The 20,842-nt window shown below is 60.5% G+C and carries 12 protein-coding genes and 1 pseudogene (1 of these 13 only partly in view); 10 read left to right on the top strand and 3 right to left on the bottom strand.

Annotation, left to right across the window (positions count from 1 at the left end; all coding sequences use genetic code 11):
- Window positions 1-31: 31 nt before the first annotated feature.
- Together ACILSL_RS15380 and ACILSL_RS15375 are read right to left on the bottom strand one after the other, a co-directional pair.
- Complete coding sequence (locus ACILSL_RS15380) at window positions 32-1,495, bottom strand: DUF1501 domain-containing protein (protein WP_395732929.1); 1,464 nt, start codon at window positions 1,493-1,495, stop codon at window positions 32-34.
- Window positions 1,488-4,403, bottom strand: a complete 2,916-nt coding sequence (locus tag ACILSL_RS15375; RefSeq protein ID WP_395732928.1) for a PSD1 and planctomycete cytochrome C domain-containing protein — start codon at window positions 4,401-4,403, stop codon at window positions 1,488-1,490. Before ACILSL_RS15375 ends, ACILSL_RS15380 begins: the two co-directional genes overlap by 8 nt.
- Window positions 4,404-4,506: 103 nt before the next feature.
- On the opposite strand from ACILSL_RS15375, the pseudogene ACILSL_RS15370 reads away from it, so the two are divergent.
- From ACILSL_RS15370 to ACILSL_RS15335, 8 genes and pseudogenes are all read left to right on the top strand, one after another.
- Window positions 4,507-4,979 (top strand): annotated as a pseudogene (locus ACILSL_RS15370) (TspO/MBR family protein).
- Window positions 4,976-5,794 carry an oxidoreductase gene (locus ACILSL_RS15365; RefSeq protein ID WP_395732927.1) on the top strand — a complete coding sequence of 273 codons (819 nt, stop codon included), beginning with the start codon at window positions 4,976-4,978 and terminating at the stop codon, window positions 5,792-5,794. The pseudogene ACILSL_RS15370 and the gene ACILSL_RS15365 overlap by 4 nt, the downstream one beginning before the upstream one ends.
- Window positions 5,795-5,796: 2 nt before the next feature.
- On the top strand, window positions 5,797-6,276 hold the full coding sequence (locus ACILSL_RS15360; RefSeq protein WP_395732926.1) for a hypothetical protein: 480 nt from the start codon (window positions 5,797-5,799) through the stop codon (window positions 6,274-6,276).
- Window positions 6,277-6,324: 48 nt separating this feature from the next.
- Window positions 6,325-7,380, top strand: a complete 1,056-nt coding sequence (locus ACILSL_RS15355; RefSeq protein WP_395732925.1) for a hypothetical protein — start codon at window positions 6,325-6,327, stop codon at window positions 7,378-7,380.
- A 75-nt stretch (window positions 7,381-7,455) separates the two neighbouring features.
- The gene (locus ACILSL_RS15350) at window positions 7,456-7,986 is read left to right on the top strand and encodes an RNA polymerase sigma factor (protein ID WP_395732924.1); all 531 of its coding nucleotides are present in this window, start codon (window positions 7,456-7,458) and stop codon (window positions 7,984-7,986) included.
- Complete coding sequence (locus ACILSL_RS15345) at window positions 7,970-8,317, top strand: hypothetical protein (protein WP_395732923.1); 348 nt, start codon at window positions 7,970-7,972, stop codon at window positions 8,315-8,317. The genes ACILSL_RS15350 and ACILSL_RS15345 overlap by 17 nt, the downstream gene beginning before the upstream one ends.
- Window positions 8,314-9,153 carry a Spy/CpxP family protein refolding chaperone gene (locus ACILSL_RS15340; protein WP_395732922.1) on the top strand — a complete coding sequence of 280 codons (840 nt, stop codon included), beginning with the start codon at window positions 8,314-8,316 and terminating at the stop codon, window positions 9,151-9,153. The genes ACILSL_RS15345 and ACILSL_RS15340 overlap by 4 nt, the downstream gene beginning before the upstream one ends.
- Before the next feature lie 245 nt (window positions 9,154-9,398).
- Window positions 9,399-9,854, top strand: a complete 456-nt coding sequence (locus ACILSL_RS15335) for an RNA recognition motif domain-containing protein (RefSeq protein WP_395732921.1) — start codon at window positions 9,399-9,401, stop codon at window positions 9,852-9,854.
- Between the two features lie 46 nt (window positions 9,855-9,900).
- Here the strand turns inward: ACILSL_RS15335 and ACILSL_RS15330 are convergent, their stop codons facing one another.
- Window positions 9,901-11,199, bottom strand: coding sequence for an MFS transporter (locus tag ACILSL_RS15330; RefSeq protein ID WP_395732920.1), 1,299 nt, complete (start codon window positions 11,197-11,199; stop codon window positions 9,901-9,903).
- A gap of 150 nt (window positions 11,200-11,349) precedes the next feature.
- Between ACILSL_RS15330 and ACILSL_RS15325 the strand changes: the two genes are divergently transcribed.
- Together ACILSL_RS15325 and ACILSL_RS15320 are read left to right on the top strand one after the other, a co-directional pair.
- Window positions 11,350-12,210, top strand: coding sequence for a hypothetical protein (locus ACILSL_RS15325; protein ID WP_395732919.1), 861 nt, complete (start codon window positions 11,350-11,352; stop codon window positions 12,208-12,210).
- Between the two features lie 389 nt (window positions 12,211-12,599).
- Window positions 12,600-20,842 carry the start of an autotransporter-associated beta strand repeat-containing protein gene (locus tag ACILSL_RS15320; protein WP_395732918.1) on the top strand. It continues 20,467 nt past the right edge of the window, so only the first 8,243 of its 28,710 coding nucleotides appear in the window; it begins with the start codon at window positions 12,600-12,602; the stop codon falls past the right edge of the window.

The raw sequence follows: 20,842 nt of genomic DNA, 5'->3' as shown, positions 1-20,842 counted from the left end.
GAGTTCGAGTAGGAGGACGAGGACGATCTGGCTAGGCGAGCACGTCCTTCACCACCTTCGCAGGTTCCACGCCAGTGAGGCGGAAGTCGAGGCCTTGGGCGCGGAAGGTGAAGCGTTCGTGGTCGATGCCGAGCTGGTGCATGACGGTGGCATGGAGATCGCGGACGTGGACGGGGTTTTCGGCGACGTTGTAGCTGAAGTCGTCGGTGGCACCGTAAGTGATGCCGGGCTTGATGCCGCCGCCGGCCATCCACATGGTGAAGCAGCGGGGATGGTGATCGCGTCCGGCTTCGGGGCTGTCCCACTTGCCCTGACCGGCGACGCCGCGGCCGAATTCGCCGCCCCAGAGCACGAGGGTGTCGTCGAGCAGGCCGCGCTGCTTGAGGTCTTTGATGAGGGCGGCGCTGGGCTGGTCGGTATCGCGACAGCGGGCGGTGCACCAGCTTGGCAGGCGGCTGTGGTGATCCCAGTCGGGATGGAAGAGCTGGATGAAGCGGACGCCGCGCTCGGCGAGGCGGCGGGCGAGGATGCAGTTGGCCGCGTAGCTGCCGGCACGGCGGGAATCGGGGCCGTACATTTCGAAGACGTGATCGGGTTCGTCGCCGAGGTCGGTCAGCTCGGGTACGCTGGCCTGCATGCGGTAGGCCATTTCGTACTGGCGGATGCGGGTGGTGATTTCGGGGTCCTGGGTTTGCTCAAAACGCATCTGATTGAGCTCGGCGAGACCGTCGAGCATGCCACGGCGCAGGTGGCGCGGGAGGCCTGCGGGATCGGTGAGGTAGAGGACTGGGTCTTTGGAGTTGCGGAGCTTCACGCCTTGGTAGCGCGAGGGGAGGAAACCGCTGCCCCAGTAGTGGTCATAAAGCGGCTGGTCGCTGGGGCGCTGCATCTTGGAGATGAGCACGAGGTAGTCGGGCAGGTTGCGGTTCAGGCTGCCGAGTCCGTAGCTGACCCAGGAGCCGAGACTCGGGCGACCAGGGAGCTGATGGCCGGTGAGGAATTGCGTCATCGCTGGGGCGTGATTGATCTGATCTGTCGTCATCGACTTGATGAAGCAGAGGTCATCGGCCACGCCCTGGAGATGAGGGAGCCATTCGCTGATGGTGGCACCGCTTTGGCCGCAGCGGGAGAACTTGGTGAGGCCGGGCAGGATGAGCTGCTTCTGACCTGAAGTCATCGTGGTGAGGCGCTGGCCCTGGCGAACGGATTCCGGCAGCTCTTTGCCCGCCCAGGGCATCAGGCCGGGCTTGTGGTCGTAAAGTTCGAGCTGTGAGGGGCCGCCTGAATGGGTGAGGAAGATGACGCGCTTGGCCTTGGGAGCGAAATGGGGAAGGGAGGGAAGGCCGGTGGTTTCCAGAGACTGAGCGGCATTGGAATGCCGCGCTCCCAGGGTTTCCTGCTGGGCCATCGAGTGGAGGGCCATGGCACCGACGGATACGCCGGTGCATTGACCGAGGAAGTAGCGCCGGGTGGTGTTGAGGGAGGATTCACTCATGGGTGATGGCTTCGTCGAGGTTGAGGACCAGGCTGGCGACCAGGGTGTGCGCGGCGAGTTCGGGTGTGGTTTGCAGCTTGCGGGCGTCTTCGGGATGGGCGCGATAGTGAGCGAGGGCGCGGTCGAGTTCGCGCTGGAGAACTGCGAGTTCTTTGGGGGCGGCATCACGACTGAGGACGGACTGGTAGAGGAGCTGGAGACGGTCTGAGGATGGTGAGCCAAGCATGCGTTTGGCGAGGGCGCGGGAGGCTTCCATCATGGTCTCGTCATTGAGGAGGGTGAGGGCTTGCAGCGGGGTGTTGGTGCGGGTCATGGCGACTTCGCAGACGCGGCGCTGGGCGCTGTCGAAGAGGAAGGTGGGGGCGATGCTGCGACGCCAGAAGGCGTACAAGCTGCGGCGGTGCTGAGCCGCGCCCTGGCTGGGCTCATAGGTGAAGCGGCCCATGAAGATCTCCTCCCACACGCCTTCGGGCTGGTAAGGGCGCACGGGTGGGCCGCCGAGGGCGGGATTGAGCAGGCCGGAGGAGGCGAGCGCGGCATCGCGGATCATCCAGGCGGGCAGGCGGAAGCGGGGGCCGCGTGAGAGGAGGAGGTTTTGAGGATCGGAAGGAGAGGTGTGGTCGGAGGACTGCTGGTAGGTCTCGCTGGTGACGATGAGCTTGATGAGTTTCTTCACGTCCCAGCCGTTCTCCATGAAATCGACGGCGAGCCAGTCGAGCAGCTCGGGGTGGGAGGGGCGCTGGCCTTGCAGGCCGAAATCATCGGGGGTGCGGACGAGCCCTGCCCCGAAGAGCATCTGCCAGACTTGATTTACGAAGACGCGGGCGGTGAGCGGGTTGTCTTTGGAAGTGAGCCACTTCGCGAGACCGATGCGGTCCTTCACGGTGCCTGCGGGCCAGGGGGCGATGGCGGCGGGGACATCGCGCTGGACGACATCGCCTTTTTTGTCCCAGACGCCGCGCACGAGGACGTGGGTGTCGCGTGGTTCTTTGCGCTGGGCGAGCACCATGACGTTGAGTTTGCCGGCGGCGGCCTGCACTTCCTTGAGCTGGGCATTGGCGCGATCGAGTGAGGCCTTCGCGAGTTGGTAAGGTTCGTGATCTTCCAGGAATTGATCGAGCAAGCGGTGGCGGTCGGGTTTGCCAGCGACGAGCTGGTCGAGGGGTGTGGGGCCGAGTTCGCGCACGGCGGGGCCGGGCTGATCCGTGGCGGAAACGCGGAAGCTGGCGATGTTGGCGTCGCCGTTGGTGGAGCGGTGGCGAAGTTCGAAGATGAGTTCCTCATCACTTTCGAGCACGAGTGGTTCGGCGAGGCCGTAGAGGGCGGTGTGCGGCTGATCTTTGGGGAAGCCTTTGGTGGTCCAGCCGTTGCGGGGATCATCGTCGAGGGTGCCTTTGACATCGCCGTATTCGCGGGCCTTGGCTTCGGTCTTGGTATCGGCGACGGCGTATTTGACAAGGATGTCGCGGATCTGGGAGCTGCCCTTGCGGCGAACCTGGACCTTGATGTCGGTGAGGATGAATTCGCCGTCCTTGCCGCGTGAGAGCGCGCCGTTTTGCGGCAGCACTTCGAGTTTCAGGCCGGTGAGGCGGGGGAGATGGAGGGCTGAGATGAGGCGGTAATCGTCCTGTTTGGGATTGGGGCCGCTGACGGTAATGGTGCCGTCTGTGGACTGAGCGAGTTTGGAGCCTTCCTGGGATTCGACTGCGCCGTGGAGGATGTGCCAGGCCTGGAAGCCGCCTTTTACGGCGGTCTGATGCTCCGCGAGCCATTGCTCGAAGGGTTTGGCGGCGTCTGCTTTGGCTTTGGCTTCGATGGGTTTGCGGGCATCGACGAGTTTTTGGGCTTCATCCACGGCGCGTTTGGCGTGAGGCGACTGGTAGCTCAGGTAGGGCTTGGCAGCCGTGCCGGCGGCACCGTCTTCGTCGATGCTGTTGAAGAAGGCGTGGAGGCTGTAGTAGTCGTGCTGGGAGATGGGATCGAATTTGTGCGAGTGGCACTGGGTGCAGCCGAGGGTGAGGCCCAGCCAGACGGTGCCCATGGTGTTTACGCGGTCGATGACGTAGTCGATGCGGGACTCTTCTTTGTCGCGACCGCCTTCGCCGTTGGTCATGTGATTGCGGTGGAAGCAGGTGGCGAGTTTTTGCTCGGGCGTGGCATTGGGGAGGAGGTCGCCGGCGAACTGCTCAAGCGTGAACTGGTCGAAGGGTTTGTTGGCATTGAAGGACTCGACCACGTAGTCGCGCCAGGGCCAGTTGGTGCGGGAGGCGTCGGACTGGAAGCCATCGGTGTCTGCGTAGCGCGCGGCATCCAGCCAGTTCATGGCCATGCGCTCGCCGAAGTGGGGGGAGGCGAGGAGGCTGTCGATGGTTTGACCTGATGCCGGAGGGAGGCCGGTGAGATCGAAGGAGAGGCGGCGGAGGAGAGTATGAGCGGGGGCTTTGGGGGAGAGCTTGAGGCCTTCTTGGGCGAGGCGGGCTTTGACGAAAAAATCCACGGGATGGCCTTCGACTTTGGCTTTCACGGGTTTTTCGAGGGACCAGTGTTTGCCCCACTTTGCGCCCTCGGCGATCCAGCGTTTCAGGAGCGCGACCTGCTCGGGCTTGAGGGCGGGCTTGTGGGACTTCGGGGGCGGCATGATCTCCTCGGGATCCGTGGTGACGATGCGAGCCATGAAATCGCCGGATTTGAGCACTTCGCGTGCGCCTTCGGGAGTGTCGAGGCGGAGGTCGGCTTTGCGATGGCCGGCGTCCTGGCCGTGGCAGGAGAGGCAGTTGTCCGAGAGCAGCGGCATGACCTCGCGGCTGAAGCTCACCGGGTCCGCATGGGCGGAGAGGGGGAGGGCAAGGAGGAGCAGCAGATGTTTCGGCATGAGACGCAGCATGCAGAAACCAACGCGGCTGGACATGCAAGGTGCAGGCATCTGCTATGGAGAATCCTGAGATTTTTGCGCGGGACAGCCTGCGTAAAAGCAGGCGAGAGGGCGGCGAGCGGCGTAACCGAGGGCAGTTATGAGCACCTCGACCTCCAAACCACGCAGCGGCCTCGCTCTGGCGGGCTTTATTTTTGTCACCTTCTGCGCGCCGCTGCTGAGCGTGGGCTCCATGCCGGGCGTGTGGTATGCGGCTCTGCAAAAGCCGTCATGGAATCCGCCGGCGTGGTTGTTTGGCCCGGCGTGGACGCTGCTGTACACGCTGATGGCGATCGCAGCGTGGCTGGTGTGGAAGCGGGTGGGCTTTTCACGGCCGCTGGGGCTGTATTTTGTGCAACTGGCGCTGAATGCAGCGTGGACGCCGATTTTCTTTGGGGCGCATCAGCTGGGCTGGGCGCTGGCTGAAATCGTGCTGCTGTGGAGCGCGATTCTGGCGCTGCTGAGCTTTCGTCGTGGAACAGGGCAGCCGGATGGCTGTTTGTGCCGTATTTGGCGTGGGTCACGTTTGCGACGGCCTTGAACTTTACACTTTGGAAATTGAATCCCGCATGAATCAAAAAAAATGGCTGATCACAGGATGTTCGAGCGGCTTTGGCCGGGCGATTGCGGAGGCGGCGCTGGCGGCGGGGCAGCGAGTGATCGCCACAGCACGGGATGTGCGGAGCATCGCGGATCTGGAGCGGGCGGGAAGCTGTGAGGTAATGGCGCTGGACATCACGGATGCGGAGAACGTGCGCGAGGTGATGGCAGCAGCGGGAGCGCTGGATGTGATCGTGAACAACGCGGGGTATGGTCTGATCGGTGCGGTGGAGGAGTGCGGCGACGAGCAGATCCGCCGCAGCGTGGAGACGAATTTTTTTGGGCCGCTGAATGTGATCCGTGCGGTGCTGCCGATGCTGCGGGCGCAGAAGAGCGGGCACATCGTGAACATCAGCGCGGCGGCGGCGATTTCCAACTATCCGGGATTTGGCATCTACGGCGGAGCCAAAGCGGCGCTGGAGATGATGAGCGAGAGCCTGCGGCTGGAACTGGCTCCGCTGGGCATTCAGGTGACGCTGGTGCAGCCGGGGCCGTTTCGGACGGACTTCATCGCGCGGGGTTTGGAGAAAGCTGAGGGAGAGATCGTGGACTATGCGGGCAGTGCGCGGAAGTTTGCCACGTTTCTGGAAACGGTGAACGGCAAGCAGCCGGGAGACCCGGTGCGTGCGGCGGAAGCCATCGTGAAGATGGTGCTGGATGGCCAGGCACCGCTGCGGCTGCCGCTGGGCAAGTATGTGGTGAAGAAGATGAGGGACAAGGCGGCGGCGCTGACGCGTGAGGTGGAGCAGTGGGGAGAGGTGGCGGTGAACACGGACTTTCCGAACTGATCATGGCCGTTCACACTTTGCACACGAAGCAGATCATCCGGGCGACGCGGCAGGAGGCGTGGGATTTTTTCTCGAACCCGAGGAATCTGGCGAAGATCACGCCGCCGGAACTGGGGTTTGAAATCATTTCGCCGGATCTGGCGCCGCAGGTGCGGGAGGGGATGATGATCGCCTACCGGGTGAGGCCGCTGCTGGGACTGCCGATGACGTGGCTCTCGGAGATCACACTGGTGGAACCCGGGGTGCGGTTCATTGACGAGCAGCGGGTGGGGCCGTATGCGGTGTGGCACCATGAGCACGAGTTTCATGATCTGGGCGATGGCCGCATCGAGATGGAGGACAAGGCGACGTATGTGCTGCCCTTCGCCCCGCTGGGAGATCTGGCGCATGGGTTGATCGTGCGGCCGCAGCTGGAGCGCATCTTTGCGTACCGGGAGAAGGTGGTGAGGGAGCTGTTCGACCCTAGCCTGAGCAAGGGATGATCGAGTGTTCGACTTGAACATGGTTGCCGTTTATTAAACCACCCCTGCATGAAGATTCCTGTTGCTTACGAACTGAACGGACGCCGACGCTTTTTGCTGGTGCAGGACGGGGAGACGATCAGTGTCGGGTGTGGCGAGGCTTGCAGCATTCGACTCGGGAGTGATGAGGCGCAGGAGGTGGAGCTGACGGCGCAGTTTGTGAATGGCTGCCAGTTCCTCGTGGTGCATCCTGCCAATGGCAGCGTGCCTTATGCGCAGCCGCTGCCGTGGAAGGTCACGCTGGCGGGGGCAGAGCTGGAACTGCAACGTCCTTTCAGAGCTGAGCAGGGCAAGGCCGTGCGCGAGCTGGTTTTGCAAGGTCTGAGCGCGGCGGAAACCCGGCTGGTGCTGTCATCGGACAAGCCGTTGCTGCTGGGCGCGAGTGATGCCTGCGAGGTGGTCATTCCAGATGCAGGCTGTCCGGATGTGCTGCTGGCTCTTTGGGCGGCAGGGAACAAGGTGCGGGTGCAGGTGCTGGATGAGTCCGCTGTGGTGGGCTGGGTCGGGCGTGCGGGTGAAAACGAGGCTGAGCTGGAGCTGTCGGTGAGTTTGAGCATTGGCGGCAGAGTTCTGCTCTTTCGCTCTGGCGAGGCAGCGGCAATGACGCATCCCGCGGCCAAGCCGATGGTACCTGTGGCTGCCGCGCCGCATGCGCCATCCATTTTGGCGAAGAACGCTGAGTATGCGCCCAAAATAGTGGCGCGGCAAGGCAGTGAGGAAGGCGGGGGCAATCCCATGAAAAAGGCGGAGCAGCCGGGCAAACCGACGATGCAGGCGCCGTCTTTCACGGGACGTCCGCTGGTCCTGCCGCCGCCCTCAGTTCTTTCTGCGGATGAAGGAGTGCCGATCATGACGATGGAGGAGGCGGTCAATGCGCATCCCCAGCCCTACACTCCCAAGATGTTCATTCTCATGAGCTGGCTGCAGGTGGGGCTGATTTTTGCCGTGGCGCTGCTGCTGAAGCAGGGCCTGCTGACGACCGAGCAGATCCTTCAGCTGTGGTATGCCGCAGGTGGCATGCTGATCCTGACACTGTTGCTGGGTCTCGGGGTGCTGCTCAAATGAGGCGTGGATGCGGCTGGTTTTTTTGAGGAAGGTGTCATACAACGCGGCGTCTCCGCATCACTCAGCGGGAAATGAATGGAACGCGCCATTGCCGACCAGCTCGAAGCCCTGCATCCCGACGCCTTTGGCTGGGCGCTGCACTGCTGTGCCGGCGAGCATGGGCGGGCGGAGGATGTGCTGCAAAACGCGTATCTCAAACTGGCCCAGCAACGGGCGCAGCACGACGGGCGCTCCAGCTTCAAGACGTGGTGGTTTGGAGTGATCCGCTTCACGGCGCACGAGGAATTCCGGCGGCTGCGCTACCGGGAATCCCTGCTGGGCAAGCTGCTGCTGCAACTCACGGGCGATGCCCACGATCCGCAGCCGTCACCTGTACGAAAGATGGAGCTGGACGAACGCAGGGCCGAACTGCGGCGCTGCCTGGCGCAACTGCCGGCACGGCAGGCGGAGGTGCTGCATCTGGTGTTTTACCAGGATCTCACGCTCAACGAGGCGGCGGAGGTGATGCGAGTGAGCATTGGCTCCGTGCGCCAGCATTACGAACGCGGCAAAGCGCGCCTGCGCACGCTGCTGCAACCCGACCACCTGCATGAAACCGCCGTCTGACGATGACCTGCTCGAGATTTTTTCGCGCGCGCGCCGGCGTGACCGGGAAGAGGCGCCTGCCTGGCGTCCGGAGCTGCTGGAGAGGCCTATGCAGAGGCGCGTTACCCCGTTGCGGTGGATTCCGGCGGCGCTGGTGGCGGCCAGTGTGATCGTGGTGGCGGTTTTCTTCACCCATGCGCCGACGCGTGAGCCGCGACTGAGCGAGGCGCTGCCGCCGTTGTTTGAGTCTCAGCCAGGCGAGCTGTTTGCCAGCATGGAGCCGTCACTCATGAGCTTTGAAGCGCCGTCAGATTTTCTTTTGCCTGATCATTTCAACCCATACAACCCATGAAAAAGCTCCTTTGCTGTCTGTTTCTCACCACCGCCAGTCTGCCTGCTGCTCAAGTCGAAGACTGGCTGAAAAGCGGGCTGCTGCATCCGGACCTGATCGCCTCGGTGCGTGAGAAACTGGCCCTGACCGAAGAGCAGCAGTCCCAACTCAACTCCCAGCTCAGCGAGGCGCGTGCCCAAGCGGAGCCGCTGGAGCAGGCCGTGCAGGAGCAGAAGAAAGCACTCAATCATCTGCTGCAGGACTCAAGCGCCAGCGCCGACGTGGCGGCGGCGCAGCTGAGCAAGCTTCTCGATGCAGAAGCCGCGATCAAACAACTGCAGCTGCGGACGCTGTTGGGGGTGCGTGATGTTTTGACGCCGGAACAGCTTGCGCAGGTGAAAAAACTCGGGCCGCCGAAGCTGGCTGCAAATGACGGATTGGAGGCGAAAGTGAAGGAGAAAGCCGGCAAGCTCAGGGCTGCGGTGGATGCTCTGGGCGTACCGCCTACCGAGGCGATGAAGTATCGTGGCGGCGAAATCGAGACATTGATCAAGAGCAGTCAGTTTGCCGAAGCCAACAAGGAACTGGATGAGCTGATGGAGGACTCGCATTTCAAGGAACTGGAAGCCGAAGTGGTGAAGGTGGATTTTTCGAAGTTCGAGCCTGGCGGCACCGATGTGGAAACTCTGCGGGAGCGCTATGAAAGCGTGCAGGCGGCAGGGCAGGAAATCATCTCCCTGCCGCTGCTGCGCGAGCTGCTGCAGGCCAAGACGGCCTTTGAAGCCGCGAAGGAAGCCCAGGATGCCGACAAAGTGGGGCGCATTCTTACCTATGTGGAAGGCAAGTTGAAGAAGTAACCCGGGTGGGAAATTAGATATAAGCGGGCAAAAGCAGTGCTCCGCCTGATGGTGCCCTCGGGCTGGAACCGTAGAAAAGTTTCGTTTGCCTTTGGCCAGTTTCCGGCGATAAGACGCTGTAAGTCACCTGTTAAGGGTCAGGCTCAGTCGTTCATCAGGTGATTTTGAATCCGTTGGTGTTCATATACCGATGATCGGGGCTGGTTCTGACACGAGGCAGAGGACGGCACCCAACAACGAAAGATATGAATACCAAGATGTACGTGGGCAATCTGCCCTTCGCCGCTCAAGAACAAGACATTCGTGAGCTGTTTTCACAATACGGTGGTGTCACCGAAGTCTTCCTCCCGATGGATCGCGAAAGTGGTCGTCCGCGTGGCTTTGCCTTCGTGACCATGGACTCCGCAGAAGCCATGAATGCTTCGATCAACGCGCAAAACGGCCAGGAATTCATGGGCCGCAAGCTTGCCATCAATGAAGCCCGCCCACGTGAAGAACGTCCGGCTGGCGGCGGCGGTGGTGGCGGACGCGGTGGCTACGGCGGTGGTGGCGGCGGCGGCGGTGGCCGTGGCGGCTACGGCGGTGGTGGCGGCGGCGGCGGTGGCCGTGGCGGCTACGGTGGCGGCGGCGGCGGCAAGCGCGGTGGCGGCGGTTTCGACCGTGGCAACCGTGGCGACGGCGGCGACGGCGGCGGCTGGTAACACCTGACCCTGTTTTTGACTTTACGCCCGTGGTTCGGTGAGAGCGTTATGCGCCCTCCTGAATCACGGGCTTTTCTGCGTTTACGAACAGAGCAAAGAGGCCGGCCAGTACGAACGCCGCGGCACACATCCAGACGCCCTCGTGGAAATCGTGGTTGGTGTCATAAGACTTGAGCACCAGCGTGAAGAGCATGGGCATGATGGCCGCGCCGAAGTTTCCCCACATGTTGGACCAGCCAAAGAGCTGGGCCTGATTTTTGCCGCTGATGTCCTGCATCGTGGTCCACATGGCAGGCAGGCCGATGTCGCCAAAAAACGCGGCAAGACCAAAGGCTGCGGCCATGCCCCAGGATGAGTCCGTCCACAAAGCCAGGATGTAGCAGCCGGCGGCGGCGAATTTGGTCACTGACATGGGGAGCATGCGGCCCATGCGCTTGCCGTGATGGCGTGTGATGTAGTCGGTGATGAAACCGCCGAGGGGGAGGGCCACGATGCCAATGGAGAGCGCGCCGGTGGTGATGAGGCCGGCCAGACCTTCTTCCAGATGCATGACCTTCTTGAGATAGTCGGGGAGAGAAAGGATGAGGAATGCCCAGCCGATGTTGGTGAAGAACTGCACGGCATTGGCCATCCACAGATTGGTGCTCAGGCAGGCTGCCTTGAGTGGGAAACGCCGTGGCGGATCTTTGATGGGTTGGAAGTCACCGCGCCCCTCAGCCAGCAGGTCGATCTCCGCTGCGTTGCAGCGTGGGTGCTGGCGGGGGTGTTCACGAAACACACGCCAGTAGCAGATGGCGACGATCACTCCGATCAAACCATAGATCCACCCCGCCCAGCGCCAGTCGCCAGCGCGCAGAATGACAAAGGCGGTCAGACCTGGCGCCACCGCACCCCCGACGCGCCCGCCCCAGGAAATCATGCTGCTGGCAAATCCGCGTGCTTCAATGTGGGCCCAGCGGGTGAGCAGGCCGCTGCTGGCCGGATAGTAGCCTGCTTCGGCGAGTCCACAGCAGAGCCGGGCAATGAGCAAGGTGGTGAAACCCAGGGAAAAGCTGGTGGCGGCGGTGAAGACGGACCATGTGGCAATGTAGATGGTGATCAGCATGCGCGTGCCGAAGCGATCGCTCAGCCATCCGGCGGGGACTTGAGCCAGGGCATAGGCCCAGAAGAACGCGCCTTTCACCCAGTCTATCTGCCAGCCTTCAAGAGCGACACTTTTTTGAAAGGAGTCGGAGGCCACGATCTGAGCCAGACAAATGCGGTCCAGATACATCAGGAAGGCGACCATCGTAGCTGTGGCTAGAATCTGATGGCGAACGATCGTGGGGCGGGTGGTGGAAGACATCGTAGAGACAAGACGCAGAAAATCAGCCAGCCCTAACAGGATTCCAACTTGATGAAGCACTGGAAGGCGTGCATGAGCCGTGTATTGCAGCGCAAAAGCGTCCCAATGAATAGACTTGCGTGCCTCGCAGTCTCAACAATTCTTCTTCTCATGACCGCCATTAAAAATCTTACCGCTCTGCTGGTGCTGAGCTTTCTCGCTTCCGGCGTGCTTGGCTGGTTCCTGTTTCAGTCGCACACGGATCTTGCGACCGCGCATGCAGAGCTGGAGCAGATCAAATCTGCGCATGCCGAAGAGATGAGTGCGAAGGCGGCTGAATTTCAGCGTACGCTGGACACCCAGGCGGCGCAGCATCAGAAAATGATCACCGCGATCAATGATGAGCACGAGAAGAAGATCGACGAACTTCGCACGGGGGAGCGCAAGCGGCTGGCCATCGCTGCGAAGGAGTTTGAAAACATTTTTGAGGGCAACAAGACCACGCTGCAGTACATCGACCTGCTGGAGGACAAGGTGAAGACCGGTCAGGCGCTGTCGAAGGCGGAGGTGGAGAAGCTGTCGATCATCACCACCGGACTCGGCTATCTGAAAAAGCAGTATCAGAAGCCGATGCAGGAGTTTCAGGAGCTGGCGAACTACTTTGACGCCCAGGCCTCCAAGCAAATCGCCAAGCCGAAGGGCGGCTTTTTCAAGCGTCTCTTCAGCAGCGACTTTCGCGATGCCGAGAAGGAATACCTGCGCCAGGAAGGGGCCAAAGAGGCTTTTGAGCAGGCGCAGAGCAAGTTCTCCGGCACCTACAAGCAGGCCCAGAAGGTCATGGGTTCGGTGAATTTGGATGCGGAAGCCCAGATCCAAAAGCTGCATGCTTACATTGACGACAAGCAGCAGATGAACGCCGAAGATCTCTCCTCCTTCTTTGACAAGGCTCGTAAAGCGCTGCGCACCCATCAGGACGTGCTGGACTTTGAGCCGGACGCTGCACGGCTTCCTGCGCCTAAGCCGCAGCCATGATCCACTGGGCAAACTGAGGATATTTAGGTAAAATGCTGGTGGCAATACTGGCCTGAGGCCAAAGACAGCATCGCTGCATGCATGTGTGTTTGCACGGCAGGAAGAGAGCGTGCTCGGGCGGGGGCGTATCGCTGGGGAAATCATGAGCGCGCCGGGGACAAATTCGGGGTCTCATCCGGTAAAAGAGAGGGGAAGTGCGGGTTCTCCGACTTAAGGCTAAATAGGTAAAGATTGCGGTTGGATAAAGGTTCGGCAAATCCTCACTTCAGAACCAAGAAAATCTTGCCTTTTACCTGCTGAATCCTTTAGAAGGTGGGTTCGCCAAATTACCCATTCAAAGATTTATGCTAAAGACTTTGCGTTCACGCCATGTAGCCATCAGCTGGTTGATGATCCTCCTGCTGATGTCATGGCAGGTTGGTCAACCCCTGCGGGCGGCGACACTTTTCTGGGATCAGGACGCCACCACGCTCAACGATGTGACCACGGGCGGGGGGCTTGGAGGCCTTGGCACATGGAATACGACCTCTTCGCAGTGGTGGAATGGTGCCGGTTTGGGATCAAGCACGCTTTTCGCCTGGAATAATGCTGGTAATGACACGGCAGTCTTCGCCGGCACGGCGGGTACGGTGACGCTAGGGACAGCAATCACGCTTGGTGGACTTCAGTTTAACACCACGGGCTACATTCTCGGTGCTGCACCTACTGCGAATGCAAATACGATCACTTTTGGCGCCACGAATGATACCATCACGCTGAACAACATTGCGGCGGCCACGATCAACACCGGGTTTGCCGGTTCGGGGAATGTGACCCTGAGCGGCGGCGTTTTCAACGGCAACACGGCCGGCACGCTGACTTTGTCCGGCACGGGCACCACTGGCGCGGCACTGGCCGGCTGGACTGGAACGACGACGATCAACAACGGCATGACCATGGCCCTGAGCCAGAGCAACGCGGCACTGTCCAGCACGAGCGGCATCACGCTCAATGGTGGCGGCATCACGCTGACCAATGTGGCCGCCAGCACAACTGCCGCCGCAAGTACAACGAACAGCACAACCGTCACCGTTGCCAGTGCCACGGGTATCGCGATCGGTCAGGTTCTCGTGGGTGCGGTGGCCGGTGTTACCGGCAGTCCCACGGTCACCGCCATCAGTGGCACGACGATCACTTTGAGCAGCGCGCAGACGATCACCAATGCTGGCACACTGACGTTTACTGATGCGGCGATCACCCGCGTCAACAGTGCTGCGAGCATTACCTCCAATGGCGGCACGATTACCGTGACAAACCCGGTGAATGTGAACATGGGTTACACGCAGACTTTGGGCAACATCACTCTGAATTCCGGGCGTCTTAACATCACTTCGACAGCTGCTAATACGGGTGGTACACAACTGATCACCCTCGGCACCAGCGGCACGGGCCTCACACAGACTGGAACTGCGGTAGTGGCTTTTTCTGGCGGTACAGGCCTGGGGGCTGCGACCAACCAGATCAACATTTTTGGCCAGTCCAACAGCACGGCCAACACGATTATTGGACCGTGGGCTACTGTCGGTACAGCGGCCAATGCCCAGACGGATTTTGCGGCCTACAATATGTCCGGCGGCACGGCCAACGCGCTTGGAGTGCAGGCCGCCAACATTGCAGGCGTCACGGCGGACACGACTTTCACGACGACTCATGCGAATACGAGCAACTACACCGTGACTGCCGGCTACACGGCTTCGGGAACTGCGCGTAACATCAACACCTTGCGCTACCAGGGTGCAGCAGGCACCATCGCGATGACTTCCGCCCAGTCGATCGGCACGTTTGGGATCCTTAATTCCAGTGCCAGCAGCGGCACTTTCACCATCGGCAACACGGCAGGGACGGGCACGCTCACTCTGCCTACCACGGCGGCGGGCAACCTCTACATAACCACAGGCGGTGGTTTCGGCATCACTGTGAATGCCAATATCACCAACAACACCGGTGCTCTGACGCTGGTGGTTTCTGGAACAAACATCGTGACACTCGCTGGAACGGGCAACTCCTTCACGGGTGGCATCGTCATTAACAGCGGCACATTGGCTGTCACTTCCGATGCCAATTTGGGGGGGGCGGGCAACGGCATCACTTTCAACAACAGTGGTACGCTGACCATTGGCGCAGCCTTCAATCCGGCTGCTGCGCGTGCAATCACGTTGAACAATGGGGCTTTGGCCACGATCGCGAACACCACTTTCGCGACAAATATTCAAGGAAATATCACCGGCACCGGGGGGCTGATCCTGACTTCTTCGACTGGTAATGTCACCCTCTCAGGCAACAACACCTTTACCGGCCCTTTGAACGCCGGCGGTGTCACTGGAGCGGCTCAGCTTATAGCAGGTTCTGCCAACGCATTCGGAAACGGTGCCGCTGTCACCCTGAACAACATCGCGAGTTCAGGCATCACCATGAGCAGCTTTAGTGTTTCTATTGGCTCTTTGTCGGGCGGTGGTACGACCGGTGGCAATATTACCATGGGTACGTCGACCCTGACGGTAGGTAGCAACAACGAAAACACCACCTATGGGGGTGTTATTGGCGTGGGTGGGACGGCAGGTGTCTTGACGAAGGTGGGGACTGGGACACTGACGCTTACTGGGACCAGTCTTTACACCGGTGGCACCAACATCAATGGTGGGTTGCTCAACATCACCGCCTTGGCCAATCTTGGTACGGCAGGGGTTGCTTTCAATGGGGGTGGCGTGCAGTTTGCTTTGCCTGGGGTGGATCTCTCAGCCAGGACGCTGACCTTTTCCGCGGGTGGTGCCACGATCGACACCAACAACAATCAGATCATTTTCGCCAATGCCATCGGAAATAACGGTGCGGGGGGGCTTACCAAAGCTGGCAATGGCGTCTTGGTGCTGGCCGGAGCCAACACCTACACGGGGACCACCAATGTGCGCAATGGAGTGCTCGCTTTGGCGAACGCCCAGGCCTTGGGTACAGGGGCTGCAGCGGTCAGCGTGCAGTCAGGCGCTGCACTTCTTTTGCTTGGGGGCAGTCTCAATTTCGGCACTAAAGCACTGACTTTGAACGGCACCGGCTCCCTAGCAGGTCAAAGTGGGGCCTTGGTCAATGCTACAGGAACGAATATTTATGGCGGTGGACTGGTCCTTGGCTCATCTGCCACTGTTTCTGTTGACAGCGGCACACTCAATCTCAGCAGCACCAATGCAGTCACCGGCGTCGGCGATCTGACGCTTGCAGGGGCGGGCAGTGGCACTCTCGCGGGAGGACTCCAAACTACAGGTTCCGGTGGGCTGAACAAGACTGGCACCGGCACTTGGACTCTCACCGGCACGGGCGGCACCAACACAGGTGCGCTGAGCATTTCGGGCGGCACGCTTAACTTTACAGGCGGTGCGTTTGGCACCCTAAGCGGCACCACCTTGGGTGGTGGCACTTTGAATCTCACCAGCGGCACCCAGGGCATTGGCAACCTGACCGTTGCAGCCGGTGCTGCAAACAATGTCATTGTGGCAGCGGGTGCCACGCTTGCCACTGGTGGTGCTTTCACCCGCAGTGCGGGTGGCACCGTGGTCTTTGACGTTTCGGGTGCGGGCAGTTCCATCACCACCACAGCCACCGGCACGGGTGCCAACAACGTTATCGGCTATGTATCCGTCAACGATGGAACCGCGACGGGCATGGCTCAGATCAGCGGTGGCAACATCGCGCGTCTGACTTCATTCACCACCTTGTTGGACAACAGCAATGACGGCGCAGGTCCGTTCAATGACTACACGACCGCAGGGATGGCCAGCAATCCGCTGTTCTGGAGCAACGGCATCAGCACACGGTCGGTGAACTCTCTTACCTTCGATGCATCCACTGCGAATCAGGTGGTGAGCATGGGGGCGGTGGGCAACATCCTCACTCTCAACAGTGGTGCGATTCAATCTGTGGGCGCATTCGACAGCACTCTGGTGGGCGGACAGCTCGGAGCGAACAATTCAGAAGTCATTGTGCAGCAGAATGGCACGGGCGGGCTTACCCTCATCAGCCCGATCAGCAGTGGCACTGGCAGTCTGGTCAAGATGGGAACTGGCACTGTGACTCTGGCGCCCGTCGTCAAACTGACAGGCGCCACGAATGGCACCACTACGATTTCGGGTCTTTCCAGCACCACCAACCTTTCGGTGGGGCAGGCCATCAAAGGCAATGGCATCCCAACGGGAGCCACGGTGGCGTCCATCGTGGACGGAACGACGATCACCATTTCCACAGCGACGGTGTCATCGCTGACCGGAACGGCTTTTACGTTTGGCACGGGTAATGTGTACAGCGGTTCCACCCTGGTCAATGGCGGTACATTGAAGGCTGGATCTGTGAATGCGTTCAGCGCCAATTCCGCCTTTACCCTGGCCAATGTGGCAGGAACCACACTGGACCTCAACGGCTTCAATCAGTCCATCAAGTCTCTCTCTGGTGGTGGCTCCACAGGTGGCGATGTTATCCTTGGCAGTGGGGCGACGCTTACGGTGGGCGGGTCGAACGCCACGACGAACGTCTTCAATCTGGATGCACGCACCGTTTTTTCCGGCCTGATTTCTGGAACAGGAAATCTGACCCTGACTGGCGGCGGCGTCCTGGCCTTGACCAACAACAACAACAGCTTCTCCGGCCAGGTCAACATCAACTCAGGTACACTGGTTATCAGCAACATGGGCCAGCTGGGCACCGGCACTTCCGCCATTTTCGTGAACGGGACCAACACCATCGGCACACCGAGCGGCATGCTGGTGGTACAGGGGGGAGCGGCAGGTCTTACTTTCAACCGTGACCTGGACCTCTCCAGCCGTGGCAACAACTTGCTCAATGGCGTTGGGTTGTTAAACATCGGTAACAACAGCTATACAGGCCTCATCAGCACCTCACCGAGCGGAGCTGAAAACCGCATCGGCTCCTCATTCGGCACGATGACGATCACCAGTGCCGCCACGATTTTCAATTCAGGCGCCAACCAAGGCCTCCACATGACGGGTGGCCCCGGCAACGTGGTGATTGACGGTTTGATCACGGGCGGTGTCTCGGGTCAGTCGGGGTTCAACAAAAGCAGTCGTGGCGGCCTGAACAACACCTTGTTGGTGACCAACGGCAACAACACTTACATTGGTGACTGGCGCGCGGATTCCGGGACCATCCGTATTTCCAACGCAGCCCAACTGGGCATTGGCACTTCGGCCAGTGTTCTCCGTGGCACCAATGGCAGCTTTGAAATCCGGACGGCGGATCCCACAAGCTTTGCCACCAAAAATGTGAGTCTCACCGACATGAACAGCGGCAGCCTGACGCTCTTTGTGGATCGTGCGATCGGTGGAACCGGCCTCAATCAGACGGTGACGTTTGGCACGTTGTCAGGAGTTCCATCGGCTGCGTCCAATGAGGGGCTGATCATTGCAGGCCGTGATGGTTTTGGAGCCAGCTTCACTTCCTTCAATCCCGCCGGGATCAGCAGCCAGGTGGCCTCCTTGACCATCACCAACAACTCCAACGGTCTTGCGACATTTACGGGAGACATCTGGAGGACCAGCGAAAACGCCGGGCTGCGCAGCTTTACCATGACTGGAGGTGGTGACATCTTGATCACCGGCAGCATCATCAACGGCGCGAGCCGCGGCCACCAGGCCATCAAATCGGGCTCAGGGACTGCGACGGTTCAGGGAACGGCCTCAACTTACCGTGGCGGCACTTTCGTCCAAGGCGGCACATTGGTGATCAACAGCATGGGTGTCCTGAATAATAACGTCACAGGCTCGGGTGCCATTGCAGGTGCCCTTCGTCTTGGTACGACGACCACCTCGGGGACTTTGAGCTATGTTGGTGCGGGTGAGACGACGGCGAAGGTCATCGACCTTGCTGGGACGACTGGCATCAATGCCATCCTCCTCGCCAACCAGACGACTGCGACGGGACTTGTGTTTACCAGCAACCTTACCGCGACGGGGGCGGGAGCAAAGACTTTCGTCCTCGGCGGCAACAGCCCGACGGGTACGATCAATGAGATCCGTGGTGTCATCCAAGACAGCACTGCGGCGACGTCCTTGCTGAAGATCGGTTCAGGCACGTGGTTGTATGATCCTTCAGTTTCCAATTACGCGGCTGCTTCATCCGGTATCACGGTCACAACGGGTGCAGCGAACGTCAATACAATGACTCTCAGCAGTGTCGCCGGCCTCGTTCTGGGTCAGGCCATCACCTTGACACCGACGAATGCTCCTGCGGTAGGCACCGTGATTACAGCAATCGATGCCACGAACAACATCGTGACATTGAGCGCCAATATTGGTGCTACTGCGGTTACGAGCGGAAGCGCGATCACGTTTGGTGCAATTGGCACCGGGTTCACCGGTGGGGTGACCATCGCGGGTGGCAAGCTGCAGTTCCAGCCCACGGCAGCCTCGGGTGTCGGATCCAATCTGATCAGTGACACGACGACCGGCACGCTGATCTTTGCTGCGGATGCCGTGACAGGCAACGGGACAGCTGGTGGCACCTTCCAATACCTGGGCATGAGCGCTGGCAGTTCAGAAACTCTGGGCGGCGCTCTGACGCCAACCGCAGGAGCGGGCACAGTGTTGGTGACAGCAGGCACCAGTGGCACCACGGCGCTTACCTTCGGAAGCTTGGGCACCGTTGCGGCAGGCTCGAGTCTCAACCTCACCACCGACATCACGGGAGGAGGTGCGGCAACCATCACCATCACAGGCCTTGCCACAACGACTGCGACCACGTTGCCTGGAAATGGGCACATTTATTTCAATGGTTCGAACTTCGCCCGTTCAAACGGCGGCCTTATCGTTGCCCCTGTCTATGGTGCTGATGCGGGTTTCGTCACGAGCGCAACGGCGCTGACAGCGGCCAACAACAATCAGATTACCGGTTCGTTTTCCAATGGTTCGGCTGCCATCAGTTCGCTCAAGATCAATGGAGCCCAGACCCTGACCCTGACGGGTCTTTTGACGGTTAACGTGGGAGCGAATACTGCAGGGGGCATTCTGCAAACGGGAGGATCAGGAACGATCACCGGTGCAGGTGGAATCACCACGGCAGGAACAGGGGATTTGGTCATCCGGGTAGATGGAGCCAGCGATGTGCTGACCCTTTCCACCGCCATCACCGCCACCACGACGGGTGGCGTGACCAAAAACGGGGCGGGCACGCTGGTGCTGAATGCGGTCAATGCAGAGACTGCCGCAGGCACCATCGTGATCAATGAAGGCAAGGTTCAGCTTTCCGGAGCCACCACAACACTCGGTGCCGCCAACATGAACCTGACGATGCGCCAGGCCACCTTTCTTGATCTGAACGGCGTCAACATCAGTGCTGCGCCGAACTCCGGCACCGCCAATTTCAGTCTGAACTCATTGAACGGTGGAGGCACCATCCAAAACACCAGCGCCACGGCGGTGACGATGACGGTGGGCAACAACAATGGCACAGGGAACGTCTACGCCGGTCTGATTTCCGAAACCTCGGGTCAGTTTGACCTGATCAAGACGGGCAGTGGCAGTTTTGCTCTGACCAACGCCAATAACAGTTTCTCTCAGTTGAGCATCAACGGTGGTACAGTCCTGGCGACTTCGCTGGCCGACTTCGGCACGAACAGCTCGATTGGTAAAGGAATTGCTGGTAACAATGCAGGCAGTCTTGTTTTTACGGGCGGCACGCTGCTCTATACCGGAGCCAACACCTCGGGCGGCACTGCGCCGCTCAACGTCAACATCTTCCAGACCACCCAAACGCCCTCGGTTTCAATCAACCGCCTCTTCACCATGGCGGGAGATGCCACACTCAATTCCTCCGGCACTTATGGCAACAACATCGTGACCGCAGCGGGTGCCGCGAACAGCGCCGCCCTCATCTTCAATAACACGGCGGATGTGGCTTTCAGCGGCGCGGCCACGGCCCGTCTGCTGACCCTGACCGGCACCTCCATCGGCGACAACGAAATTGATCTGCGCCTGGTCAACAACGGTGCCGGCCTGCTTTCCGTCACCAAGACCGGTGCCAGCCTCTGGATTCTCGGCAATGCGGCCAACGCCTACACGGGTGCCACCACCATCACCGCCGGCCAGTTGCGCGCGACGGACGGTGCCAGCCTGCCAACCGCCAGCAATCTGGTGCTCAACGGCGGTGTGCTGGAAACGACGGCCTTCACCCGGTCCATCGGCACCGGTGCAGGGCAGGTGCAGTGGGGAACAAACACCGCCGGCGGTTTCGCCGCCAGCACCTCCAAACTGACGGTGAATTTCGGCGGTGCCAATGCCCAGGTCGGCTTCGGTGCAGGTACGGGCAGCATCGGCAACGGCACAGGGGCTTTGATCTTGAGTTCCACCACCTCGCTGTTTGATACCGAGATCACCAATCCCATCAGTCTCAATGGCGGTGTCCGCACCGTGCAGGTGGACGACAACACCAGCACCTTCATGGATTATGCCACCCTTTCCGGCGTCATCAGCGGCGGAACGGGCAGCGGTCTCATCAAGACGGGGACGGGCACGCTTTACCTGACTGGTGCCAATACCTACACGGGCAATACGACACTGACTGCGGGCAACGTGCTGGTCATGTCCATCGGCGGTGG

The sequence above is a fragment of the Prosthecobacter sp. genome (assembly GCF_044222345.1).
Lineage (GTDB): Bacteria > Verrucomicrobiota > Verrucomicrobiia > Verrucomicrobiales > Verrucomicrobiaceae > Prosthecobacter.
This window is presented reverse-complemented; position numbering and strand designations above follow the sequence as displayed.

Excerpts from the sequence above, each read along its gene's own strand:
- ACILSL_RS15380 (WP_395732929.1), bottom strand. The coding sequence starts at position 1,495 with ATGAGTGAATCCTCCCTCAACACCACCCGGCGCTACTTCCTCGGTCAA.
- ACILSL_RS15375 (WP_395732928.1), bottom strand. The coding sequence starts at position 4,403 with ATGTCCAGCCGCGTTGGTTTCTGCATGCTGCGTCTCATGCCGAAACAT.
- ACILSL_RS15365 (WP_395732927.1), top strand. The coding sequence starts at position 4,976 with ATGAATCAAAAAAAATGGCTGATCACAGGATGTTCGAGCGGCTTTGGC.
- ACILSL_RS15360 (WP_395732926.1), top strand. The coding sequence starts at position 5,797 with ATGGCCGTTCACACTTTGCACACGAAGCAGATCATCCGGGCGACGCGG.
- ACILSL_RS15355 (WP_395732925.1), top strand. The coding sequence starts at position 6,325 with ATGAAGATTCCTGTTGCTTACGAACTGAACGGACGCCGACGCTTTTTG.
- ACILSL_RS15350 (WP_395732924.1), top strand. The coding sequence starts at position 7,456 with ATGGAACGCGCCATTGCCGACCAGCTCGAAGCCCTGCATCCCGACGCC.
- ACILSL_RS15345 (WP_395732923.1), top strand. The coding sequence starts at position 7,970 with ATGAAACCGCCGTCTGACGATGACCTGCTCGAGATTTTTTCGCGCGCG.
- ACILSL_RS15340 (WP_395732922.1), top strand. The coding sequence starts at position 8,314 with ATGAAAAAGCTCCTTTGCTGTCTGTTTCTCACCACCGCCAGTCTGCCT.
- ACILSL_RS15335 (WP_395732921.1), top strand. The coding sequence starts at position 9,399 with ATGAATACCAAGATGTACGTGGGCAATCTGCCCTTCGCCGCTCAAGAA.
- ACILSL_RS15330 (WP_395732920.1), bottom strand. The coding sequence starts at position 11,199 with ATGTCTTCCACCACCCGCCCCACGATCGTTCGCCATCAGATTCTAGCC.
- ACILSL_RS15325 (WP_395732919.1), top strand. The coding sequence starts at position 11,350 with ATGACCGCCATTAAAAATCTTACCGCTCTGCTGGTGCTGAGCTTTCTC.